This is a genomic window from Sphingobium sp. IP1 (assembly GCF_002708645.1).
GTDB classification, from domain to species: Bacteria; Pseudomonadota; Alphaproteobacteria; order Sphingomonadales; family Sphingomonadaceae; genus Sphingobium; species Sphingobium yanoikuyae.
On sequence record NZ_NOIW01000005.1, the window covers coordinates 22,809 to 41,044 of the forward strand.

The 18,236-nt window shown below is 66.5% G+C and carries 19 protein-coding genes; 11 read left to right on the forward strand and 8 right to left on the reverse strand.

Going from position 1 to position 18,236, the window contains the following annotated elements; genetic code table 11:
• The first annotated feature begins 114 nt into the window (after nucleotides 1-114).
• Nucleotides 115-648 (forward strand): translation initiation factor IF-3, encoded by a 534-nt coding sequence (gene infC, locus CG471_RS02605; protein ID WP_029547879.1) that lies wholly within the window; start codon nucleotides 115-117, stop codon nucleotides 646-648.
• 851 nt (nucleotides 649-1,499) lie between these two features.
• Here the strand turns inward: infC and CG471_RS02610 are convergent.
• Nucleotides 1,500-2,327 carry an inositol monophosphatase family protein gene (locus tag CG471_RS02610; protein ID WP_099230438.1) on the reverse strand — a complete coding sequence of 276 codons (828 nt, stop codon included), beginning with the start codon at nucleotides 2,325-2,327 and terminating at the stop codon, nucleotides 1,500-1,502.
• Between the two features lie 74 nt (nucleotides 2,328-2,401).
• Here CG471_RS02610 and CG471_RS02615 point away from each other — a divergent pair, with 74 nt between their 5' ends.
• A complete protein-coding gene (locus CG471_RS02615; RefSeq protein WP_004208902.1) occupies nucleotides 2,402-2,842 on the forward strand; it encodes a VOC family protein in 441 nt (146 codons plus the stop codon).
• Between the two features lie 49 nt (nucleotides 2,843-2,891).
• Nucleotides 2,892-3,128 (forward strand): hypothetical protein, encoded by a 237-nt coding sequence (locus tag CG471_RS02620; RefSeq protein WP_099230440.1) that lies wholly within the window; start codon nucleotides 2,892-2,894, stop codon nucleotides 3,126-3,128.
• Nucleotides 3,129-3,219: 91 nt separating this feature from the next.
• On the opposite strand, the gene CG471_RS02625 is transcribed toward CG471_RS02620, so the two are convergent.
• Nucleotides 3,220-4,155, reverse strand: coding sequence for a ribose-phosphate pyrophosphokinase (locus CG471_RS02625; RefSeq protein ID WP_099230442.1), 936 nt, complete (start codon nucleotides 4,153-4,155; stop codon nucleotides 3,220-3,222).
• A 222-nt stretch (nucleotides 4,156-4,377) separates the two neighbouring features.
• On the opposite strand from CG471_RS02625, the gene CG471_RS02630 reads away from it, so the two are divergent.
• The 3 genes from CG471_RS02630 (at nucleotide 4,378) to CG471_RS02640 (ending at nucleotide 7,990) form a co-directional block, all read left to right on the forward strand.
• Nucleotides 4,378-6,039, forward strand: a complete 1,662-nt coding sequence (locus CG471_RS02630) for an NAD+ synthase (protein ID WP_099230445.1) — start codon at nucleotides 4,378-4,380, stop codon at nucleotides 6,037-6,039.
• Between the two features lie 122 nt (nucleotides 6,040-6,161).
• Nucleotides 6,162-7,496 carry a glutamate--tRNA ligase gene (gene gltX, locus CG471_RS02635; RefSeq protein ID WP_099230447.1) on the forward strand — a complete coding sequence of 445 codons (1,335 nt, stop codon included), beginning with the start codon at nucleotides 6,162-6,164 and terminating at the stop codon, nucleotides 7,494-7,496.
• A 44-nt stretch (nucleotides 7,497-7,540) separates the two neighbouring features.
• Complete coding sequence (locus CG471_RS02640; RefSeq protein WP_097384747.1) at nucleotides 7,541-7,990, forward strand: hypothetical protein; 450 nt, start codon at nucleotides 7,541-7,543, stop codon at nucleotides 7,988-7,990.
• Nucleotides 7,991-7,994: 4 nt separating this feature from the next.
• Here the strand turns inward: CG471_RS02640 and CG471_RS02645 are convergent, their stop codons facing one another.
• The 4 genes from CG471_RS02645 to hemC form a co-directional block, all read right to left on the reverse strand.
• Nucleotides 7,995-8,744: a triacylglycerol lipase gene (locus CG471_RS02645; protein ID WP_099230449.1), complete on the reverse strand. Its 750-nt coding sequence runs from the start codon at nucleotides 8,742-8,744 to the stop codon at nucleotides 7,995-7,997.
• A 111-nt stretch (nucleotides 8,745-8,855) separates the two neighbouring features.
• Nucleotides 8,856-9,728, reverse strand: coding sequence for a hypothetical protein (locus CG471_RS02650; RefSeq protein WP_037522086.1), 873 nt, complete (start codon nucleotides 9,726-9,728; stop codon nucleotides 8,856-8,858).
• Between the two features lie 28 nt (nucleotides 9,729-9,756).
• Nucleotides 9,757-10,416 carry a uroporphyrinogen-III synthase gene (locus CG471_RS02655; protein ID WP_099230450.1) on the reverse strand — a complete coding sequence of 220 codons (660 nt, stop codon included), beginning with the start codon at nucleotides 10,414-10,416 and terminating at the stop codon, nucleotides 9,757-9,759.
• Complete coding sequence (gene hemC, locus CG471_RS02660; RefSeq protein ID WP_099230451.1) at nucleotides 10,413-11,339, reverse strand: hydroxymethylbilane synthase; 927 nt, start codon at nucleotides 11,337-11,339, stop codon at nucleotides 10,413-10,415. Before hemC ends, CG471_RS02655 begins: the two co-directional genes overlap by 4 nt.
• A gap of 44 nt (nucleotides 11,340-11,383) precedes the next feature.
• Between hemC and tsaD the strand changes: the two genes are divergently transcribed.
• The 3 genes from tsaD to CG471_RS02675 are packed head-to-tail and all read left to right on the forward strand — an operon-like array spanning nucleotide 11,384 to nucleotide 14,952.
• Nucleotides 11,384-12,418: a tRNA (adenosine(37)-N6)-threonylcarbamoyltransferase complex transferase subunit TsaD gene (gene tsaD / locus CG471_RS02665; protein WP_099230452.1), complete on the forward strand. Its 1,035-nt coding sequence runs from the start codon at nucleotides 11,384-11,386 to the stop codon at nucleotides 12,416-12,418.
• On the forward strand, nucleotides 12,415-13,386 hold the full coding sequence (locus CG471_RS02670; RefSeq protein WP_099230453.1) for an NAD(P)H-dependent glycerol-3-phosphate dehydrogenase: 972 nt from the start codon (nucleotides 12,415-12,417) through the stop codon (nucleotides 13,384-13,386). Before tsaD ends, CG471_RS02670 begins: the two co-directional genes overlap by 4 nt.
• Before the next feature lie 33 nt (nucleotides 13,387-13,419).
• A complete protein-coding gene (locus CG471_RS02675) occupies nucleotides 13,420-14,952 on the forward strand; it encodes a lipopolysaccharide biosynthesis protein (RefSeq protein ID WP_017502654.1) in 1,533 nt (510 codons plus the stop codon).
• A gap of 65 nt (nucleotides 14,953-15,017) precedes the next feature.
• On the opposite strand, the gene CG471_RS02680 is transcribed toward CG471_RS02675, so the two are convergent.
• On the reverse strand, nucleotides 15,018-16,016 hold the full coding sequence (locus CG471_RS02680) for an adenosine kinase (protein WP_099230454.1): 999 nt from the start codon (nucleotides 16,014-16,016) through the stop codon (nucleotides 15,018-15,020).
• A gap of 119 nt (nucleotides 16,017-16,135) precedes the next feature.
• Between CG471_RS02680 and CG471_RS02685 the strand changes: the two genes are divergently transcribed.
• Both CG471_RS02685 and CG471_RS02690 read left to right on the forward strand, forming a co-directional pair.
• The gene (locus tag CG471_RS02685; RefSeq protein WP_099230455.1) at nucleotides 16,136-16,810 is read left to right on the forward strand and encodes an EI24 domain-containing protein; all 675 of its coding nucleotides are present in this window, start codon (nucleotides 16,136-16,138) and stop codon (nucleotides 16,808-16,810) included.
• Nucleotides 16,810-17,178 (forward strand): hypothetical protein, encoded by a 369-nt coding sequence (locus tag CG471_RS02690; protein ID WP_004208885.1) that lies wholly within the window; start codon nucleotides 16,810-16,812, stop codon nucleotides 17,176-17,178. Before CG471_RS02685 ends, CG471_RS02690 begins: the two co-directional genes overlap by 1 nt.
• Here CG471_RS02690 and queG read toward each other — a convergent pair.
• The gene (queG, locus tag CG471_RS02695; protein ID WP_069336392.1) at nucleotides 17,159-18,217 is read right to left on the reverse strand and encodes a tRNA epoxyqueuosine(34) reductase QueG; all 1,059 of its coding nucleotides are present in this window, start codon (nucleotides 18,215-18,217) and stop codon (nucleotides 17,159-17,161) included. The two genes, CG471_RS02690 and queG, sit on opposite strands and share 20 nt — an antisense overlap.
• Nucleotides 18,218-18,236 lie beyond the last annotated feature (19 nt).

The window sequence follows — 18,236 nt, forward strand, 5'->3', positions numbered from 1 at the left end:
ATGGGCTGGTGATTCCGTTACGACGGGCTTGCCGCCCTTTTCGGCTTTGCGCTAAAGGGCCGCGAAGAGCCGTTTGTTGTCACAGTCACAGGAGAAGCCGCTATACGTCCCCCAATGATGCGCCGCCCGCTGGCGCCGCCGCCGAAGTCCGGTCCCCGGTATAATGAGTTCATCACCGTACCCAAGGTGCGGGTGATCGACGACGAAGGCGAGAATCTGGGCGTGATGTTTACGCAGGAGGCGATCGAACAGGCCGCCGACGTTGGCCTGGACCTGGTCGAAGTGTCGCCGAACGCCGATCCGCCAGTCTGCAAGTTCCTGGACATCGGCAAGTTCAAGTACGAAGCCCAGAAGAAGGCGAATATCGCCCGCAAGACCCAGAAGACGCAGGAACTCAAAGAGATCAAGATGCGTCCGAACATCGACGATCATGATTATGATACGAAGATGAAGAAGGTCCATGATTTCATCGGCGACGGCGACAAGGTGAAGATCACCCTGCGCTTTCGCGGCCGCGAACTCAGCCACCAGCAGCTGGGCATGAACCTGCTGCAGCGCGTGGCGGAAAATGTCGCCGAGATCGCCAAGGTCGAAGCCTATCCGCGCATGGAAGGCCGCCAGATGCTGATGGTGCTGTCGCCGAAATAAGCGGGGCCGCGACATCGAAGAACATGCGTATCGGGCGGGGTCTGGCAACAGGCTCTGCCCGAACGCATTTGGGGCAATGTGCTTGGAGGCGATCGCCATTCGAATGGCGATGTGGCGACCATGATGGCTGTCCATAACCCTCGAAACGAGTCACGCACCTCGTTTCAACGCAGCCTATATAAAGCTGCCACTGATAGGCCGTTTATTGGTCCCAGACCGCACGGGTAAATTCAGCGCCCGCCAAATGGCCGGGGTGGGTGGTTTGTCGACATTCCGCTTGCGGCGAGCGCTACAAAAAAAGCGGGCGTCATGGCTCCATTTGCAACCGAAGGGGTTGCGCCTTCCGGCAGGCTGGCCATGTGACGGTGCAGGTCGCTAGATAATCCAAAATGCTCCTTCATCGGCACCGCCGCAAAATTGCCGACGTCATATTTTCCTTCTGCAAAAACGGGGGTATTGCGTAGGTGAAGCACTGGCCTTCGGTCAGCTAATTGCCGGCATCGTGAAGGGCTGCCACCAACTCTGGCATTACCAGTCATTTGCGTCATCGCCGCCAAGCTTGTGTTGAAATTCGCTTCGATCGTTAGCGACGGGAATGATCTCACCAGTGCCCGTGTTAAGCCACTGCACCTCCCCGCCCATTTAGTACCAAGAAGCCAGTGCCACTTCGGCCGCAATGTCGTTATCGCATCGCTATCTGGCGTCGTGGTCAGGTCCGACCACTTCACTTCGTAGCTTCCCCAATTCGTTAGCGGCCTTTGTTCCAGAAGGGCGCAATGTCCGTGATCGGCAAGCGCCGTCCTCCTAAACAACGACAAAAATGGCGGGTTTTAGACCATCCACCTCCACCCTCAATGATCGTGATGATGCCCATGGTCATGCCCATCGCCCGCGCCATGGATCGCCTCCAGCACATCCTCCAGCCGCGCCGGATCGCCCAGCGCCAGCACATGGCCTTCGCTGTCGGCGGTCAGCGGTTCGCCATTCCAGTCGCACATCAGGCCGCCCGCGCCCTCGACCACCGGCACCAACGCGGCGAAGTCATAGCTTTGCAGCCCGGATTCGATGACGATGTCGAGGAAGCCCGACGCCAGCAGGCCATAATTATAGCAGTCGCCGCCATAGACCGGCCCCTGGCGCGGCGATCCGCCCGACACGGCGCCGACCAGCGCCATATAATGGGGCACGTCGCCTTCCGCGAACAGATGCGGGCTGGTGGTGGCGATGCCGGCGCCCTCCAGCGCCTTGCAGGCGCGGGTGCGCACCGGCTTGCCGTTGAAGGTGGTGGGCTGGCCGCTCATCCCGGCCCAGCGTTCCTGCGCGATCGGCTGGTCGATGATGCCGATCGTCGGCCAGCCCGCCTGCGTCAGCGCGATCAGCGTGCCGAAGATCGGCCGCCCGGCGATGAAGCTGCGCGTGCCGTCGATCGGATCGAGAATCCACACCCGTTCGGCATCGGTGCGGATCGATCCATATTCCTCGCCGATGATGCCGTCGTTCGGCCGTTCCTTTTCCAGGATCGCGCGGATCGCGGCTTCGGCGGCGCGGTCGGCCTCCGTCACCGGCGACTTGTCGGCCTTGATCTCCAGATCGTAGCGCGCGCGGAAAAAGGGGCGGATGGCGGCGCCGGCGGCGTCGGCAAGGCGGTTGGCAAGGGCCAGGTCATCGCGGGTCGTCATGCCCCATCGCCTAGCCGGTCGGGGCGCGATAGGCTAGACAGGAGCTGCCCGATTCACCGAAGGAGAGAGGAAAGATGCCCGGTTCACCCGTCATCCCGTGCCTGCGCTATGCCGACGCGCCGGCCGCCATCGATTTCCTGTGCGCCGCCTTCGGCTTCGAGCGACACGCCGTCTATCCCGACGATCTCGACAACAGCATCATCCACCATGCCCAGCTTGTCCTGGGCGAGGGCATGGTGATGCTGGGCAGCGTCAAGGATATGGAGGGCGAGTCGCTCTACACCTGGTCGACGGTGCGGGACCTCGGCGGCATCACCGCCTGCGTCTATATGGTCGTGCCCGATGTCGATGCGCATTGCCTCCATGCCCGCAACGAAGGCGCGGTCGTGGTGGACGAACCGCATGACAATCCGGGCTATCCGGGGCGCGGCTATACCGCGCTCGATCCTGAGGGGAATGTGTGGAGCTTCGGCAGCTATGATCCCTGGGAGCCTATCCCCGAAGACGGTGATTAAGCTTTTGGAAACCGTGCCGTTCTAGCCTCCCGGAAGAAAGGGGGCCGTCATGGCGCTGGTTGGCTGGATCTTGAGCTTCATCTGCCTGTTCGCGGGCCTCGCGCTGCGGCAGGACGTGCCGATCGGCGGATCGGTGGCGATCTCCAACATCCTCGTCGTCTTCGCCCTGCTCGCCTGCCCGATGGTGTGGCGCGAACTGCCGCTGGGCGTATCGCGCGGCCAGCGCATCGTCTCCGGCCTGGCGCTGGTCTTCGCCCTACCGATCATCCTGTTCCCGACGCACTGACGTCAGATACGACAACGCCGGCCGAGCGACGCTCGACCGGCGATATCATGACATCATCAAACGGGCTGACGACCGGTCAGCCCATGCGCGCTCAGTCGAACAGGCTGGAAACGGAGCTTTCGTCGGCGATGCGCTTGATCGCTTCGCCCAGCAGCGGGGCGATCGGCAGGTGGCGGATGCGCTTGGCCTCGTTCACCGCTTCGGTGCCCTGGATCGAGTCGGTGATGACCAGCTCCAGCAGTTCCGACGCCTCGACGCGGGCGACCGCGCCGCCCGACAGCACGCCATGGCTGACATAGGCGACGACTTCCTCGGCGCCCTGCGCCTTCAGCGCGGCGGCGGCGTTGCACAGCGTGCCGGCCGAATCGACGATATCGTCGATCAGGATGCAGAAACGGCCCTTCACGTCGCCGATGATGTTCATCACTTCCGACTCGCCGGCGCGCTCACGGCGCTTGTCGACGATGGCGAGCGGGGCGTTGTCGAGCCGCTTGGCGAGCGCACGGGCCCGCACCACGCCGCCGACGTCGGGCGACACGACCATGATATTCTTGTCGCCGAAGCGGGCCTGGATATCGGCCGACATCACTGGCGCACCGAACAGATTGTCGGTCGGGATGTCGAAGAAGCCCTGGATCTGGCCGGCGTGGAGATCGACCGACAGGACGCGGTCGGCGCCGGCGGTGGTGATCAGGTTGGCGACCAGCTTGGCGCTGATCGGGGTTCGTGGCCCGGGCTTACGGTCCTGGCGGGCATAGCCGAAATAGGGGACGACGGCAGTGATTCGCTTGGCCGACGCGCGCTTGAGCGCATCGATCATGATCAGCAATTCCATCAGATTGTCGTTGGTCGGATAGGCCGTCGACTGGATCACGAACACGTCTTCGCCGCGGACATTCTCATGAATTTCCACGAAAACTTCTTCGTCGGCAAAGCGGCGGACGCTGGCCTCGGTCAGGGGGATTTCGATATAGTCGGCGATGGCGGCCGCGAGCGGCTTGTTCGAATTGCCGGTCATGAGTTTCATGGCGAAAATCCCCAGGCTAATTGGCGTGACGAATTGATGACGATGCGCGAAACGCGGCCCCTTTAGCGGCGCATGTCCCATGTGGAAAGGCGCTTTTGCGCCCTGCGACAAAATGGACCCCGCATTTTCAGAACATGCGCGAAGCGGGTGTTCGGTTCGAAAATGCGGCATCGGAAAACAGAGCATTTTCGCAAATAGGCAAAATGCTCTAGGGCGCGTGACATGACCGACAAACTCGTGATCGCGCTCGCCCAGATGACCCAGACCATGGGCGACCCTCGGGCCAATGCCGACGCCATGCTGGAATGGCGCGCACGCGCCAAGGGCGCGGACCTGATCGTCTATCCCGAACTGCAGTTGATCGGCTATCCGCCCGAGGATCTGGTGCTCAAGCCCGCGCTGCTCGACCAGGCCAATTATCATCTCGACCGGCTGGCGCAGGAAAGCGCCGATGGCGGCCCGGCGATGCTGGTCGGCACCGTCGTCGCGTCGCAGGGCGTGCTGTTCAACGTCGTCGCCCTGATCGAGAATGGCGCCGTCACCGCGATCCGCCAGAAGCGCGAACTGCCCAATTACGGCACCTTCGACGAAAAGCGCCTGTTCGCCCCCGGCCCGCTGCCCGCGCCGATCACGTTTCGCGGCGTGAAGATCGGCGTGCCGATCTGCGAGGATATCTGGTTCCCCTTCGTCACGGCCCATTTGCGGGCCGAGGGCGCGGAAATCTTGATCAGCCCCAATGGCAGCCCGTTCGAGGTCGACAAGGATGATCGCCGCCTGAACGTCGTCGCCGGCACCCGCGTGCGCGAAACCGGCCTGCCGCTCGTCTATCTGAACCGCGTCGGCGGCCAGGACGAACTGGTGTTCGACGGCGCCTCCTTCGTCATGAACGGCGACCTCTCCATCGCCCAGCAACTGCCCGACTGGGAGGAAAAGCTGGTGCTGACCCAGTGGGAGAAATGGGATGGCCAGTGGGTCTGCCTGCCCGGCGAGCGTCATGAACTCGATCCGCGCCCGGCCGACATCTATAATGCGATGGTGCTGGGCCTGCGCGATTATGTGAACCGTAACCGCTTCCCCGGTGTCGTCCTCGGCCTGTCGGGCGGCATCGACTCTGCTTTGTCCGCCGCCGTCGCGGTCGACGCGCTGGGCGCCGACCGGGTCTGGTGCGTGATGATGCCCTCGCGCTTCACCAGTCAGGAAAGCCTGGATGACGCAGTCGAATGCGCCCGTCTGCTCGGCGTTCGCTATGACACTATCCCGATCGAGCCGGCGGTTGCCGCCTTCGACACGATGCTGGCCCCGGTGTTCGAGGGCAAGGCACGCGACCTGACCGAAGAGAATATCCAGTCGCGCATTCGCGGCCTCACCCTGATGGCGCTCTCCAACAAGTTCGGCCATATGCTGCTGACCACCGGCAACAAGAGCGAGATGTCGGTCGGCTATGCCACCATCTATGGTGACATGGCGGGCGGCTATTCGGTGCTGAAGGACGCCTACAAGACGACGGTGTTCGACCTCTGCCGCTGGCGCAACGACCATATGCCCTCGCTCGGCGAAGGCTTCGGCCCGACTGGCCCGGTGATGCCCGAACGCGTCATCACCAAGCCGCCCAGCGCCGAACTGCGCGACAATCAGAAGGATGAGGACAGCCTGCCGCCCTATGAGGTGCTGGACCCGATCCTCTATGGCCTGGTCGAAGAGGAATTGTCGGTGGCCCAGCTGGTCGAGCGCGGTTTCGACAAGGCGGTCGTCACCCGGATCGAGCATCTGCTCTACATCGCCGAATATAAGCGCCGCCAGTCGCCGCCCGGCGTGAAGCTGGGCATCCGCAATTTCGGCCGCGACCGCCGCTACCCGATCACCAACGCCTTCCGCAGCGTGTAATCAATGGAAAAGGCCGTTCGTCCTGAGTAGCCATTGAGCGAAGTCGAAATGGCGTATCGAAGGATGCTTCGATACGGGGCTTCGGCAGGCTCAGCCCCACTCAGCACGAACGGGTTGGATTTATGACCGTCATCACCCGCTTCGCCCCGTCGCCGACCGGCCATCTCCATGTCGGCAATATCCGCGCCGCACTCCACAACTGGCTGTGGGCGCGCAAGTCCGGTGGCCGCTTCCTGCTGCGCCTCGACGACACCGATCTGGAGCGTTCGCGCCCCGAATATGCGGAATCGATCAAGGCTGATCTGAAGTGGCTCGGCCTCGACTGGGATGGCGAGGAAAAACAGTCGGAGCGCTTCGCCCTCTATGAGGCGCGGTTCGCGGCATTGAAGGCTTCGGGCCATGTCTATCCCGCCTATGAAACCAGCCAGGAACTGGAGCTGCGCCGCAAGATCCTGCTCGGCCGCGGCCTGCCGCCGGTCTATGACCGCGCCGCCCTGTCGCTGACCCCGGACCAGATCGCCGCCTATGAAGCCGAAGGGCGCACGCCACACTGGCGCTTCAAGCTCGACCATGAGCAGCCGATCATCTGGACCGACCTCATTCGTGGCGAGCAGCGCTTCGACCCCAAATTGCTGTCTGACCCGGTGATCCGCCGCGCCGACGGTAGCTGGCTCTACATGCTCCCCTCGGTCATCGACGATGTCGACATGGGCGTTACCCATGTGCTGCGCGGCGAGGATCATGTCTCCAACACCGCGACCCAGATCCAGATGTTCACCGCGCTCGGCGCGGCGCTGCCCCAGTTCGCGCATGAGGCGCTGCTGACCAGCAGCGAGGGCAAGCTGTCCAAGCGCCTCGGCTCGCTCGGCGTCGCCCATTTCCGCGAGATCGGGCTGGAGCCCGCTGCGATCGCGTCGCTGCTCGCCCGCCTCGGCAGCTCGCAGCCGATCGAGCCCTTTGCGGACCGTGCGCCGCTGATCGAGACGTTCGACTTCGCCCATTTCGGCCGCGCCCCCGCGCGCTTCGATGAAGCCGAACTGGCCAGCCTCAACCAGAAGATCGTCCATCAACTGCCCTATGAGGCGGTCGCCGACCGCCTGCCCGCCGGCATGGATGCCGCCGCCTGGGCCGCGATCCGCCCCAATCTGGAAACGGTGGCGGGCGCCGCCGACTGGTGGCAGATCGTCACCGGCCCGATCGCCGCGCCGGAAGTGGCGGAAGAGGACCGCGATTTCCTCGCCGCCGCCCATCGCTGCCTGTCCGCCGTCCCCTTCGATGCCGACATCTGGCGCACGCTGACCGGCGCGCTCAAGGAAGAAACCGGCCGCAAGGGCAAGACCCTGTTCCACCCCCTGCGCCGCGCCCTCACCGGCCTGGACCACGGCCCCGACATGGGCCAGCTCCTACCGCTGATCGGCCGGGACGAGGCGTTGAAGAGGCTGGCGGTGGCCGGTTGATCGGGTTAGGCTGGTCGGACCGGATCATTCTGGAGGCCAGCCTGATGCGTTATGCTCTCATCCTGTCGTCCGGCCTGCTGCTCATGGGAGCCGCAGCGCCGTCTGCTTCCTATAATATCTTTCCCGAACAGGCGGTGATGAATGCCGCGGCTGTCGCCCCCGATGGGGTGAAGGGGGTGTTCGAGCTGCCCGTCCGCGCCACCGGGCGCCAGGGTGGCTGGTTCTATCTTAATTCTCAACAGGATTATCGCGATCCCCGCAACCTGACGATCGCCATTCCCGGCGCCATGGCCGACGCACTGGCACAGCGTTTCGGCGCGGAACTCGATCAATATCTGACGGGCAAGACCATCGCGGTCCGTGGCGAAGCGAAGCGGGTGAAAATTCATTTTCTGGCGGATGGCCGGCCGACCGAAAAATATTATTACCAAACCCATGTGCGGCTGACCGATCCCAGCCTGCTGACGGTGGAGGGCGAACCAGTCCGTTACTGACCGCTCAGGCGGCCATCATCTCCAGCGCCTTGCCGACAGCCAAAATCCCCTCCGGCGCGGCGGCGAAGCCCATATGGGTGCAATCGACCTCGATCGCGCGGTCGCGCTCGCCGGCGCGGCCTCGGGCGCATTCGGGCAGGATCACGCCGTCGCGCGGCGACCAGAGCGCCACGGTCGGCACCGGCGGCTTCTCCTCGCGAGTGCAGGGGAAGGGCGGGGTGTCGACCGGGAAGCCCGACACCAGTTGATAGAGGCGCCAGGCATGGTTGGCGCGCGGGTCGCCGGAAAAGGGCGTGCCCATCGTCACCACGCCGCCAACCTTGGACCGCGCGAACTTGGCATATTCGCGGGCATAAAGGCCGCCCAGGCTCCAGCCGACCAAAGTCACCGGCTTGCCGCTTGTCCGGCGGATCGCATCGACGCGGGCGTCGATCTTCTCCAGCGTATCGGCGCGCGGGCCGAAATTGCGGCCCATGTCCCAGCCATGCGCCTGATAGCCCGCCGCGTTCAGGATCGCGCGCAGCGGCTCCATCCGATGTTCCGATGCCATCAGCCCCGGCACCAGCAATATATGCCGTCCGTCACCGCGAATCGCGCGGCTCAGCGTCTCTGCCTGCGCCTTGGTGCGGTTGATGTCGAACGGCACCGACGCATTGCCCAGCAGATGCGACAGCGACGGGCGCGCGGATGCGCGCGGACCGCTGGCAAGGCGGCCCTTCCAGAAGCTGGCAATGGCATCGGCATAGGGTGGCACGAGAGACTCTGTCCTGAACCGGGCGGAAAAGGTGACATTCTCGTGACAAACGCAGGGTGAGTCCATGGGTTTCATCGCAAGCGATGAACGGTATGTCTCAGGAAAAGCGGGTCAGGGGGCGAGGGGCGATGTTTGGGCGACGCTGGCGCCCTCGGTCGTGCGCAGCTGGCGCGGCTCCAATATGGCGGCTGTCTCGATCAGGTCGAGCGCCCGGCGCGCCTCCAGATAGCGGCGGGCATATTGCATCCAGCGATCGGCCGCAGCGCGATCGGGCATGCGCTCCACCTCGGCCAGTGCGGCGCCGACGCGGCTGGCGTCGATATAGCGCAGCGCTCGCTGCATCGCCATTTGCGGGCGGGGCGAGGGGGTGGAGGATTTGCGGATGATGATCAGTTCGCGCGCCTCATGCTCGAAACTGTCCCACCAGCTGGCATCGGCCGGCGGCGACGTGACGCGATCGGCGACATCGACAAGGCCGGCGCGCAGGTCGGCCAGCGTTACCGGCTCGCGCGCGGCGTTGATGATGGTGGCAACGGCGCGGGGCTGGGCCTGGCCGAAGCGCAGCCGCAACTGCCCCTCGACATAGCCGAGCGGGGCGCCGGTATCGAGCGCGCGGCGGGCGGCAAAGGCGACCAGCAGCCCTTCGGCGCGCGCGGCATTGCCCGACGCGGCCTGCGCCTCGACAGTGATGCGGTTGAGCCGCTCCTCCAGCTGGATCACGCGGGCGTCGAGCATCTGCGCGGCATCCGCCGTCAGCGGACGGCCCGACGGGATGGCGTTGCTGCCCAGCAGCGGCGCAGGCAGGGCGGGCGCCGCCGCCTCGTCCTGGCCCCAGCGCCGTTCGATTTGCGGCATCGCCCAGATGGTGACGCCGATGCCGATCAGAAACGCGAACAGCAGCAGCACGGGCGTCAGCCAGGATGTGCGTCGGCGCGCGGGCGGCGGCGTTTCCTGCTGAATTTCCACACTCTCCTGCTCGTTCATCAAGTCTCTCTCGTTTGCGACCGCGGTTTCATTCGCACAATCGACGGGCGAGGGCCAGTACCGCCGCATCATTGGGTGCGTCGGCGGCCTGCGCGCTGCCCCATCCGCTGCCGCAGGCGGCAAGCGCGGCCGGACTTATCGCCACGACGTCGCTCGTTGCGCGCTGATTTTCGGCTAATATCTCCGCCAGCCGGGCGCCGGCCGCCGCAGAATGAACCAGCAGCACGCCGCCGCTCAGCTCCAGCGGATCGCAGGCCAGGGGCATCATCCGATAGACCGGGACGCGCGTCACCCGCAGCGGTCCGGCGTCCATTGGCGCCACCGCCTCGCCCGACAGATGCAACAGCGCTCGGTGCCCGTCGGCCGCGATCCGCGCCGCGATCGCGCTGGCATCGCCATCCCCGGCGACCGGATCGGCAAATCCCGCCGTCCGCAGCGCCCCGGCGGTCGCCGCGCCCACGGCATAGGTCGGCAAGGTGCGATAGGCCCGAAGCGCGGCCCCGCCGAATCGCACCGTCTGCGCGCTCGTCACCAGCAGCGCGTCAAAATCCCCGGCGGGCGGCGGTGTCCAGGCCAGCGCCTCGGCCGCGAACAGCGGGCACAGCCGCACCGCCAGCCCCATGGCCATCGCCTTGTCCGCCGTCCTGCCGGCGCCGGGCGCGGGCCGCAGGATGATGAGTGGTCTCACCCCTCGAACAGGCTGCGCAGCGCCGGGCTCGCCCGTTCCAGCAGGCCCCGGCCGATCGCCTCGGCCGCGTCGAAATCGCCGCGCGCCAGCCGCGCCTCGTCCCGAACCGTCTCATCCCCTTCCGGGCTGATGATCTCGGCGCGCAGATGAATCTGACCGCCTTCCAGCAGCGCCAGCGCGGCGATCGGCGAATGGCATGTGCCGCCCAGACCCCGCAGCACCGCGCGCTCGGCCATCACGCAATCGAATGTGTCGCGATGGTTGATCGCCGCCAGCCAGCCCAGCATGGCGTCATTGCCGGCCAGCGTCTCGATGCCGACCGCCCCCTGCGACGGCGCCGGCAACATGGTGTCGATCTCGACCGTGGCGCCAATGTCTGCCTGCCCCAGCCGGTCGAGCCCGGCAGCCGCGAGCAACGTCGCATGGGCCTCGCCCGCCTCCAGCTTGGCCAGCCGCGTGGCGACATTGCCGCGGAACAGGATGATCTGCGCATCGGGGCGCAGCCGCTTCACCTGCGCGGCACGGCGCGGCGAACTGGTGCCGACGATCGGTTGCGGCGGCAGCGCGGCAAAATTTTCCACGCCGACCAGCCGGTCGCGCACATCGGCGCGCGGCAGCATCGCGGCGATCCGGATCGCATCGGGCCGGATGGTCTCGACATCCTTCATGCTATGGACGGCGCAATCGATCTCGCCCTCCGCCAGCGCCCGGTCCAGCTCCTTGGTCCACAAGGCTTTTCCGCCGATTTCAGCCAGCGCCCGGTCCTGAATCCGGTCGCCGCTGGTCTGGACGATGACGGTGGTGATGGCGTCCTGGTCCCAGCCATGGGCGTCGCGCAGCGCCTGCGCGGTCATATGGGCCTGGGCCAGCGCAAGCGGCGATCCCCTGGTGCCAAGGCGCAACGGTCGTTCGGGTCTTTTCATAAGCGGCTTGCTCTAATGGCCACGGGCACTAGATGGAAGCGGCAATGACCATTATCCTCGGCCTGGAATCAAGCTGCGACGAAACCGCGGCGGCGCTGGTGACGGCCGACGGGCAGATATTGGCCCATCGCCTCGCCACGCAGGAAGACGCGCACCGCCCCTATGGCGGCGTCGTGCCCGAAATCGCGGCCCGCGCCCATGTCGAGGCTTTGGCCCCGCTGGTCGAAGCGGCCCTGGCCGACGCAAAGATGACTTTGGCCGATGTCGATGTCATCGCCGCCACCGCCGGCCCCGGCCTGATCGGCGGCGTGATGGTCGGCCTCGTCACCGGCAAGGCGCTCGCCCATGCCGCCGGCAAGCCACTGGTCGCAGTCAACCATCTGGAGGGGCATGCGCTCTCGCCGCGCCTCGCCGACCAGAATCTCCAATTCCCCTATCTGCTGCTGCTGGTGTCGGGCGGCCATTGCCAGCTGCTCAGGGTGGAGGGCGTCGGCCAGTATCGCCGCCTTGCCACCACGATCGACGATGCCGCAGGCGAAGCCTTCGACAAGACCGCCAAGCTGCTCGGCCTCGGCTTCCCCGGCGGCCCGGCGGTGGAAAAGGCGGCGGCGCAGGGCAATCCCCGCGCCGTGCCGCTGCCGCGCCCGCTGGTCGGCACTGACGAACCCCATTTCTCCTTCGCCGGCCTCAAGAGCGCGGTGATGCGCGCCGCCCAGTCGGGCCAATATGCGGTCGAGGATATCGCCGCGAGCTTCCAGCAGGCGGTGATCGACTGCCTGCTCGATCGCACTCGCCGCGCGCTCGCCGCCAGTGAAGGCGTGACCGCGCTGGTCGTGGCTGGCGGCGTCGCCGCCAACCAGTCGGTGCGCGGTGCGCTCACTGCTCTGGCCGGGGACCATGGCCTGCCCTTCGTCGCGCCGCCCTTGTGGCTCTGCACCGACAATGCGGCGATGATCGCCTGGGCCGGCGCGGAGCGCTATGCGGCCGGCATGACCGACGATCTCACCATCCCCGCCCGGCCGCGCTGGCCGCTCGATCCGACGGCGGAAAAGGCGCGTGGAGCAGGAGTGAAGGCATGAAGGCGGGAGTCATCGGAGCAGGCGCCTGGGGCACCGCGCTGGCGCAGTTGCTGGCGGCCGACGGGCAGGATGTGCGCCTCTGGGCGCTGGAAGCCGATGTGGTCGATGCGATCAACGGCGCCCATGAAAATCCGCTCTATCTGCCCGGCCTGCCGCTTTCGCCCTCGATCCGGGCGACCGGCGTCCTGTCGGACCTGGCTGATCGCGACCTGATCCTGGTGGTCAGCCCGGCCCAGCATCTGCGCAGCGTCGTCGCGCAGGCGCCGGCCGGCGTGCCGCTGGTTCTCTGTTCCAAGGGGATAGAGGCGGGCACCGGCCTGTTGATGTCGGAAGTTGCGGCGCAGGCGCAGCCAAGCTCGCCGATCGCCGTCCTCTCTGGCCCCACCTTCGCCCATGAAGTCGCCAAGGGGCTGCCGACTGCCGTCACCTTCGCCTGCGCCGATCCGGCGCTGGCCGAAAAGCTGGCGGCGCGCATCGCCCGCCCAACCTTCCGCCCCTATTTGTCGGACGATGTCGTCGGCGCGGAAATCGGCGGCGCGGTCAAGAATGTGCTCGCCATCGCCTGCGGCGTGTCGGAAGGTGCCGGCCTTGGCCTCAATGCGCGCGCATCGCTGATCAGCCGGGGTTTTGCCGAAATGACCCGCTTCGGCCTGGCGCGCGGCGCCCGTGCCGAAACGCTGGGCGGCCTGTCGGGCTTGGGTGACCTTGTCCTCACCTGTTCCTCCACCAATTCGCGCAACTTCTCGCTCGGCAAGGGGCTGGGCGAGGGGCAGAGCGCGGCCGACCTCCTCTCCAACCGTCGCACCGTGGCCGAAGGGGCGCACACCGCGCCGGTGCTGCGCGCTGCGGCCCGCGCGGCGGGCGTCGAAATGCCAGTGGTGGAAGCCGTCTGTGCCCTGCTCGGCGACGCCGCACCGCTGGCACAGGTCATCGGCGCGCTGCTGGCGCGCCCGCTGCGACCCGAATAAGCATCGCCGCGACACAATAGATCGCCTATAGACATGAGCATGACAATCGAGGGGGACCAGGGTCCTGTGACCGCGCAGGCGACCCCTGCCGAACAGAAGGATGACATCGCCGCCCTGGCCAAGGGCGGACGGACCAATGTCTTCGGCTTCCTGCTGCGCCTGGCTGCGCGCCTCCCTTTCCTGTTCATCGCCGGCCGCTGGTATGGCGCTGACGCGTTGGGACGCTTCGCCTATGCCGTGCTGGTGGTGGAGTTCGTCGCCCAGATCGCGACGCTCGGGTTGAAGCGGGGCCTTGCCGGTGCGCTCGCCCAGACCGAACGGCCGCACAGCCATGTCGTGACCGACGCGATGGTGGTGACGCTGATCGCATCGCTGCTGGGGGCCGGCCTGTTGATCGCCTTCCCCCAGGCGATGTTCCCCAATAGCGGCATCAACGGGCTCGACCGGTTGCTGGCGCTGATCGTCATCGCGGTTGCCACCTCCGACGTTGCGCTTGCCGCCTGCGCCTATCGCTTCGACATCGGCGCCACGGTCCGCGCGCGCTCGATCATCGAACCCTGGGCGATCAGCATCGGCGCCTTCGGTTTCGCTTATTATTCGCTGCGCGACGGCCTGATCCTCTCCTATGTCGTGTCGATGGTGGCGGCGATGATCGCCTCGATCATCCCGATGTGGCGCCATTATGGCCGGCCGCATGGCTGGCGTCCCGATGCCGGACGGCTCTGGCGGCTTGCCCGCCGCAACCTGCCGCTCGCGGCCGCGGACGGCGTCGAATGGGGCTCGCGCCGGCTCGACATGGCGATCCTGGGCCTGTTCGTCAGCCCGGCGATTGTCGGCATCTACTATGTCGCGCAGCAGGTCGCCTCGCTGCCGCAGAAATTGAAGACCAGCTTCGACCCGATCCTTGGCCCGGTCATCACCCGCAACCTTGCCGAGGGCAATCTGGCGGCGATCGCGCGCCAGGTCAGCCAGGTCGGCTTCTGGATCATCGCGGCGCAGGCCGGCATCGCGCTGGCGCTCGGCATTCCGGGCGAGGCCGTCATGGGCCTGGTTGGTCCGCATTTCGTCGGCGGCACCGGCGCGCTCGCCTTCCTGCTGCTGGCCGAAGTGGTCGCCGCGACCGCCGTGGTCAGCGAATCCGCGCTGGTCTATATCGCCCGCCATCGCAACCTGATGATCTCGCTCAGCATGATCGCGCTGCAGGCGGCGCTCAGCTTCGGCCTGATCCTGCTCGGCAAGCGGTTCGGCCTCACGCCGCAGGAACTGGCCGCCGCGCCCGCTCTGGGCCTGTGCATCGCGCTCGGCGCCGGCGCCTTCGTCAAGGCGCGCCTGCTCTCCAGCCTGCTTCACGCCCGCGTCAATGCCTGGCGCTGGCCCCTGCTCAGCGCCTCGGGCGTCGCCTGCATCGTTGGTGCGGCGTTTGTCGCCCTGCCGGCGCGCTTTGAATGGGTCGAGCTGGCGGTCGGCGTCTGGGCGATCCTGGGCGCCTATGGCTTCGTCATCTGGCGCTGGGGCTTCGGCCCGGACGACCGCGCCCTGTTCCGCAAGCAGAAGGCCCCGGCCTGATCCACCCAATAAAAAGCCCGCCTCTCGACCGGAGAGGCGGGCTTTTTTGTCAGTGTCTGTCGCGATCAGGCGAACAGCTTGGCGCGGATCAGGGTCAGATCTTCCTCGGGACGCGCGCCCCAGTGCGAAATGACTTCGGCGGCCGCCGCAGCGCCCAGCGCCAGGCAATCCTCGACGCTACGCTCTTCCAGATGCGCGGCCAGATAGCCGGCGGCGAACAGGTCGCCCGCACCGGTGGTGTCGATGATCTGGCTGACGGGCGCAGCCGGCGCCTCGTGACGCACGCCATCGACGATGGCGACCGCGCCCTTTTCGCTGCGGGTCGACACCAGCACCGGCACCTTGTCGGCGAAGCGGGCCAGCGCCTTGTCGAAATCATCGACCTGCGCCAGCGACTGGATCTCGCCCTCGTTCGAGAAGAGGATGTCGATCAGCCCCTGTTCGATCAGGTCGATGAAGTCGGCGCGATGGCGGTCGATCACGAAATTGTCGGACAGGGTGAAGGCGACCTTGCGACCGGCATTGCGGGCGGCGTCGATCGCGGCGCGCATCGCGGCACGCGGCTGCTCGGGATCCCACAGATAGCCTTCCAGATACAGGATGCGGGCCGACTGGATCAGTTCCAGGTCCAGCGCCGCTTCGGGCAAGAACTGCGAGGCGCCCAGGAAGGTGTTCATGGTGCGCTGCGCATCCGGCGTCACCAGGATCAGGCAGCGGGCGGTCGGGATGTCGCCCTGCATCACGGGCGTGTCGAACTTGATGCCCAGCGCGCGCACGTCATGGGCGAAGACCGCGCCCAGCTGGTCGTCATTGACCTGGCCGATGAAGCCGCACTTGGCGCCCAGCGCGGCGAGGCCGGCCAGCGTGTTGGCGGCCGAACCGCCGCTGATTTCCTTGGCCTGGGGCATGTCGGCATAAAGGGTCTCGGCCATTTCGGCGTCGATCAGCTGCATGCCGCCCTTGGTCAGCGCATGCTGCGCCAGAAAGGCGTCGTCGCTGCGGGCCAGAACGTCGACAATGGCATTGCCGATCGCGACAACGTCAAGCGTGGGGGAAGAAGTCACGCGGGCTCCTGTGAAAGATGATGGGAAAATAGCGGTAAATTGGGCCGTCTCTACCGGGCCGCGCCCCGCCACGCAACGCTGCTGATTGACGGAGCCGCCGGGGCGCAGGATATCGGGCCATGATCATCACCGCGGCGCTGCGCGCCTTCCCCCTGATCTTCCATGCCGCCGCGCGCCGGCTGCTGGTCAAGACGCTGGCGCTGACCCTGTTGCTCTTCGCTTTGTTGGGCGTCGGGCTATGGGCGGCCTTTCACGCCATGCGCCTGCATTTCGGCTGGGGCGAGGGGGATGGCTGGGGCGGCATGGCGGAGGCGGCAGCGACCGGCCTTGCCATGATCGCGGCCAGTTGGCTGCTGTTCCGCACCATCGCCATGCTGGTCATGGGCCTGTTCGCCGATGATGTGATCGAAGCGGTGGAGCGCGATATTTATCCACAGGCTGTGGGCCGGCCGGTCGGCTATGCGCGCAGCCTCCATTATGCGCTGCGATCGGTCGGCCGTACGCTCGGCTGGAACCTGCTGGCGCTGCCCGGCTATGTGCTGCTGCTGGTAACGGGGATCGGCACGATCGGGCTGTTCCTGGCGGTGAACGCCTATCTGCTCGGCCGCGACCTTGCCGACATGGTCGAGCCGCGCCATCCCGGCCTGCCGCCGATCGGCCGTGGCAACCGGTGGCTCATGGGCCTCGTTTCGGCGCTTCTCTTCCTCATTCCCCTGGTCAACCTGCTTGCGCCGATCTGGAGCGCGGCTATGGCGGTCCACATGTTGCTAGGGTCCAAGAGGAAGCCGGTCTGATGTCGCCCCGTTTCGCGCTCGCCGCGCTCCTGTCGCTGCCGCTCGCGGCCTGTGGCGGCGTTGTGCCGCCTGCCACCAGCTACACCCCGCCGCCCGCCGGCCCGCCGGCCAGCGCCTTCACCAAGACCGGACCGCTGATGGGCATGGACGCCAAGCGCCTGACCCAGATGTTCGGCACGCCGCGCCTCGACATTCGCGAAACGACCGTGCGCAAGCTGCAATTTGCCAACGGTCGCTGCGTGCTCGACGCCTATCTCTATTCGCCCGGCAAGGGGAAGGAGCCGGTGGTGACCCATGTCGATGCCCGCACGCCCGCCGGCACCGATGTCGATCACGCCTCCTGTGCGGCTACGCTCCAGCAGCGCTGAGCAACTGGCCTAGCGCCCATTCGGCCGCTTCCGCCACCACCGGATCGGGATCGGAGGTCAGCGGCCGCAGCCGGTCGACCAGCCCCAGGTCGCCGCTATTGCCTGCCGCGATCGCCGCATTGCGCACCATCCGGTCGCGCCCGATCCGCTTGATCGGCGATCCGGAGAAAATCTCGCGAAACCCCGCATCGTCGAGGTCCAGCAGATCGCCCAGCGCCGGCGCCGCCAGCTCGGCCCGGCCGATAAAGGCCCGGTTGGCCGCTGCCCCCTGCGCGAACTTGTTCCAGGGGCAGGCCGCCAGGCAATCGTCGCAGCCATAGATGCGGTTGCCCATCCGTGCCCGGAACTCCTCCGGGATCGGCCCCTTATGCTCGATCGTCAGGTACGAGATGCAGCGCCGCGCATCGACGATATAGGGCGCGGGAAAGGCGTCGGTCGGGCAGGATGACAGGCAGGCGGTGCAACTGCCGCAATGGTCCACCTCCGGCGCATCGGGCTCCAGCGCGATCTCGGTATAGATGGCGCCCAGGAACAGCCAGCTGCCATGCTGGCGGCTCACCAGATTGCTGTGCTTGCCCTGCCAGCCCAGCCCTGCGCCCTGCGCCAGCGGCTTTTCCATCACGGGTGCGGTATCGACGAACACCTTGAGCGCGGTCGGCTGCTGATCGACCAGCCAGCGGGCCAGCGCCTTCAGCGCCTTCTTGACCACATCATGATAGTCGCGGCCCTGCGCATAGACGGAAATGCGGCCCCGATCGCCGACCTCGGCCAGCGCCAGAGGATCACGGCCGGGGGCATAGCTCATCCCCAGCATGATGACGCTCCGCGCCTGCGGCCACAGGCCCGTGGGCGATCCGCGCTGCTCGGCCCGCTCCTCCATCCACAGCATGTCGCCATGATGGCCGGCCTCCAGCCATTGGCGCAGCCGCTCGGCCGTGCGCGGCGCGGCGTCGGCGCGCGCGATCGCACAGGCGGCAAAGCCCAACTGCGCGGCCTGCGCTTTCAGGCGCTGCTCCAATGTTTCGTTTTGCACTGGCATGGTCCGGGATTATCAGGGG

What these genes read in the sequence shown, in the direction of transcription:
- CG471_RS02650 (WP_037522086.1), bottom strand. Translation starts at nt 9,728, where the DNA reads ATGAACGAGCAGGAGAGTGTGGAAATTCAGCAGGAAACGCCGCCGCCC.
- CG471_RS02610 (WP_099230438.1), bottom strand. Translation starts at nt 2,327, where the DNA reads ATGACGACCCGCGATGACCTGGCCCTTGCCAACCGCCTTGCCGACGCC.
- CG471_RS02615 (WP_004208902.1), top strand. Translation starts at nt 2,402, where the DNA reads ATGCCCGGTTCACCCGTCATCCCGTGCCTGCGCTATGCCGACGCGCCG.
- CG471_RS02670 (WP_099230453.1), top strand. Translation starts at nt 12,415, where the DNA reads ATGAAGGCGGGAGTCATCGGAGCAGGCGCCTGGGGCACCGCGCTGGCG.
- infC (WP_029547879.1), top strand. Translation starts at nt 115, where the DNA reads ATGATGCGCCGCCCGCTGGCGCCGCCGCCGAAGTCCGGTCCCCGGTAT.
- CG471_RS02675 (WP_017502654.1), top strand. Translation starts at nt 13,420, where the DNA reads ATGAGCATGACAATCGAGGGGGACCAGGGTCCTGTGACCGCGCAGGCG.
- CG471_RS02685 (WP_099230455.1), top strand. Translation starts at nt 16,136, where the DNA reads ATGATCATCACCGCGGCGCTGCGCGCCTTCCCCCTGATCTTCCATGCC.
- queG (WP_069336392.1), bottom strand. Translation starts at nt 18,217, where the DNA reads ATGCCAGTGCAAAACGAAACATTGGAGCAGCGCCTGAAAGCGCAGGCC.
- tsaD (WP_099230452.1), top strand. Translation starts at nt 11,384, where the DNA reads ATGACCATTATCCTCGGCCTGGAATCAAGCTGCGACGAAACCGCGGCG.
- hemC (WP_099230451.1), bottom strand. Translation starts at nt 11,339, where the DNA reads ATGAAAAGACCCGAACGACCGTTGCGCCTTGGCACCAGGGGATCGCCG.
- CG471_RS02640 (WP_097384747.1), top strand. Translation starts at nt 7,541, where the DNA reads ATGCGTTATGCTCTCATCCTGTCGTCCGGCCTGCTGCTCATGGGAGCC.
- CG471_RS02625 (WP_099230442.1), bottom strand. Translation starts at nt 4,155, where the DNA reads ATGAAACTCATGACCGGCAATTCGAACAAGCCGCTCGCGGCCGCCATC.
- CG471_RS02620 (WP_099230440.1), top strand. Translation starts at nt 2,892, where the DNA reads ATGGCGCTGGTTGGCTGGATCTTGAGCTTCATCTGCCTGTTCGCGGGC.
- gltX (WP_099230447.1), top strand. Translation starts at nt 6,162, where the DNA reads ATGACCGTCATCACCCGCTTCGCCCCGTCGCCGACCGGCCATCTCCAT.
- CG471_RS02690 (WP_004208885.1), top strand. Translation starts at nt 16,810, where the DNA reads ATGTCGCCCCGTTTCGCGCTCGCCGCGCTCCTGTCGCTGCCGCTCGCG.
- CG471_RS02630 (WP_099230445.1), top strand. Translation starts at nt 4,378, where the DNA reads ATGACCGACAAACTCGTGATCGCGCTCGCCCAGATGACCCAGACCATG.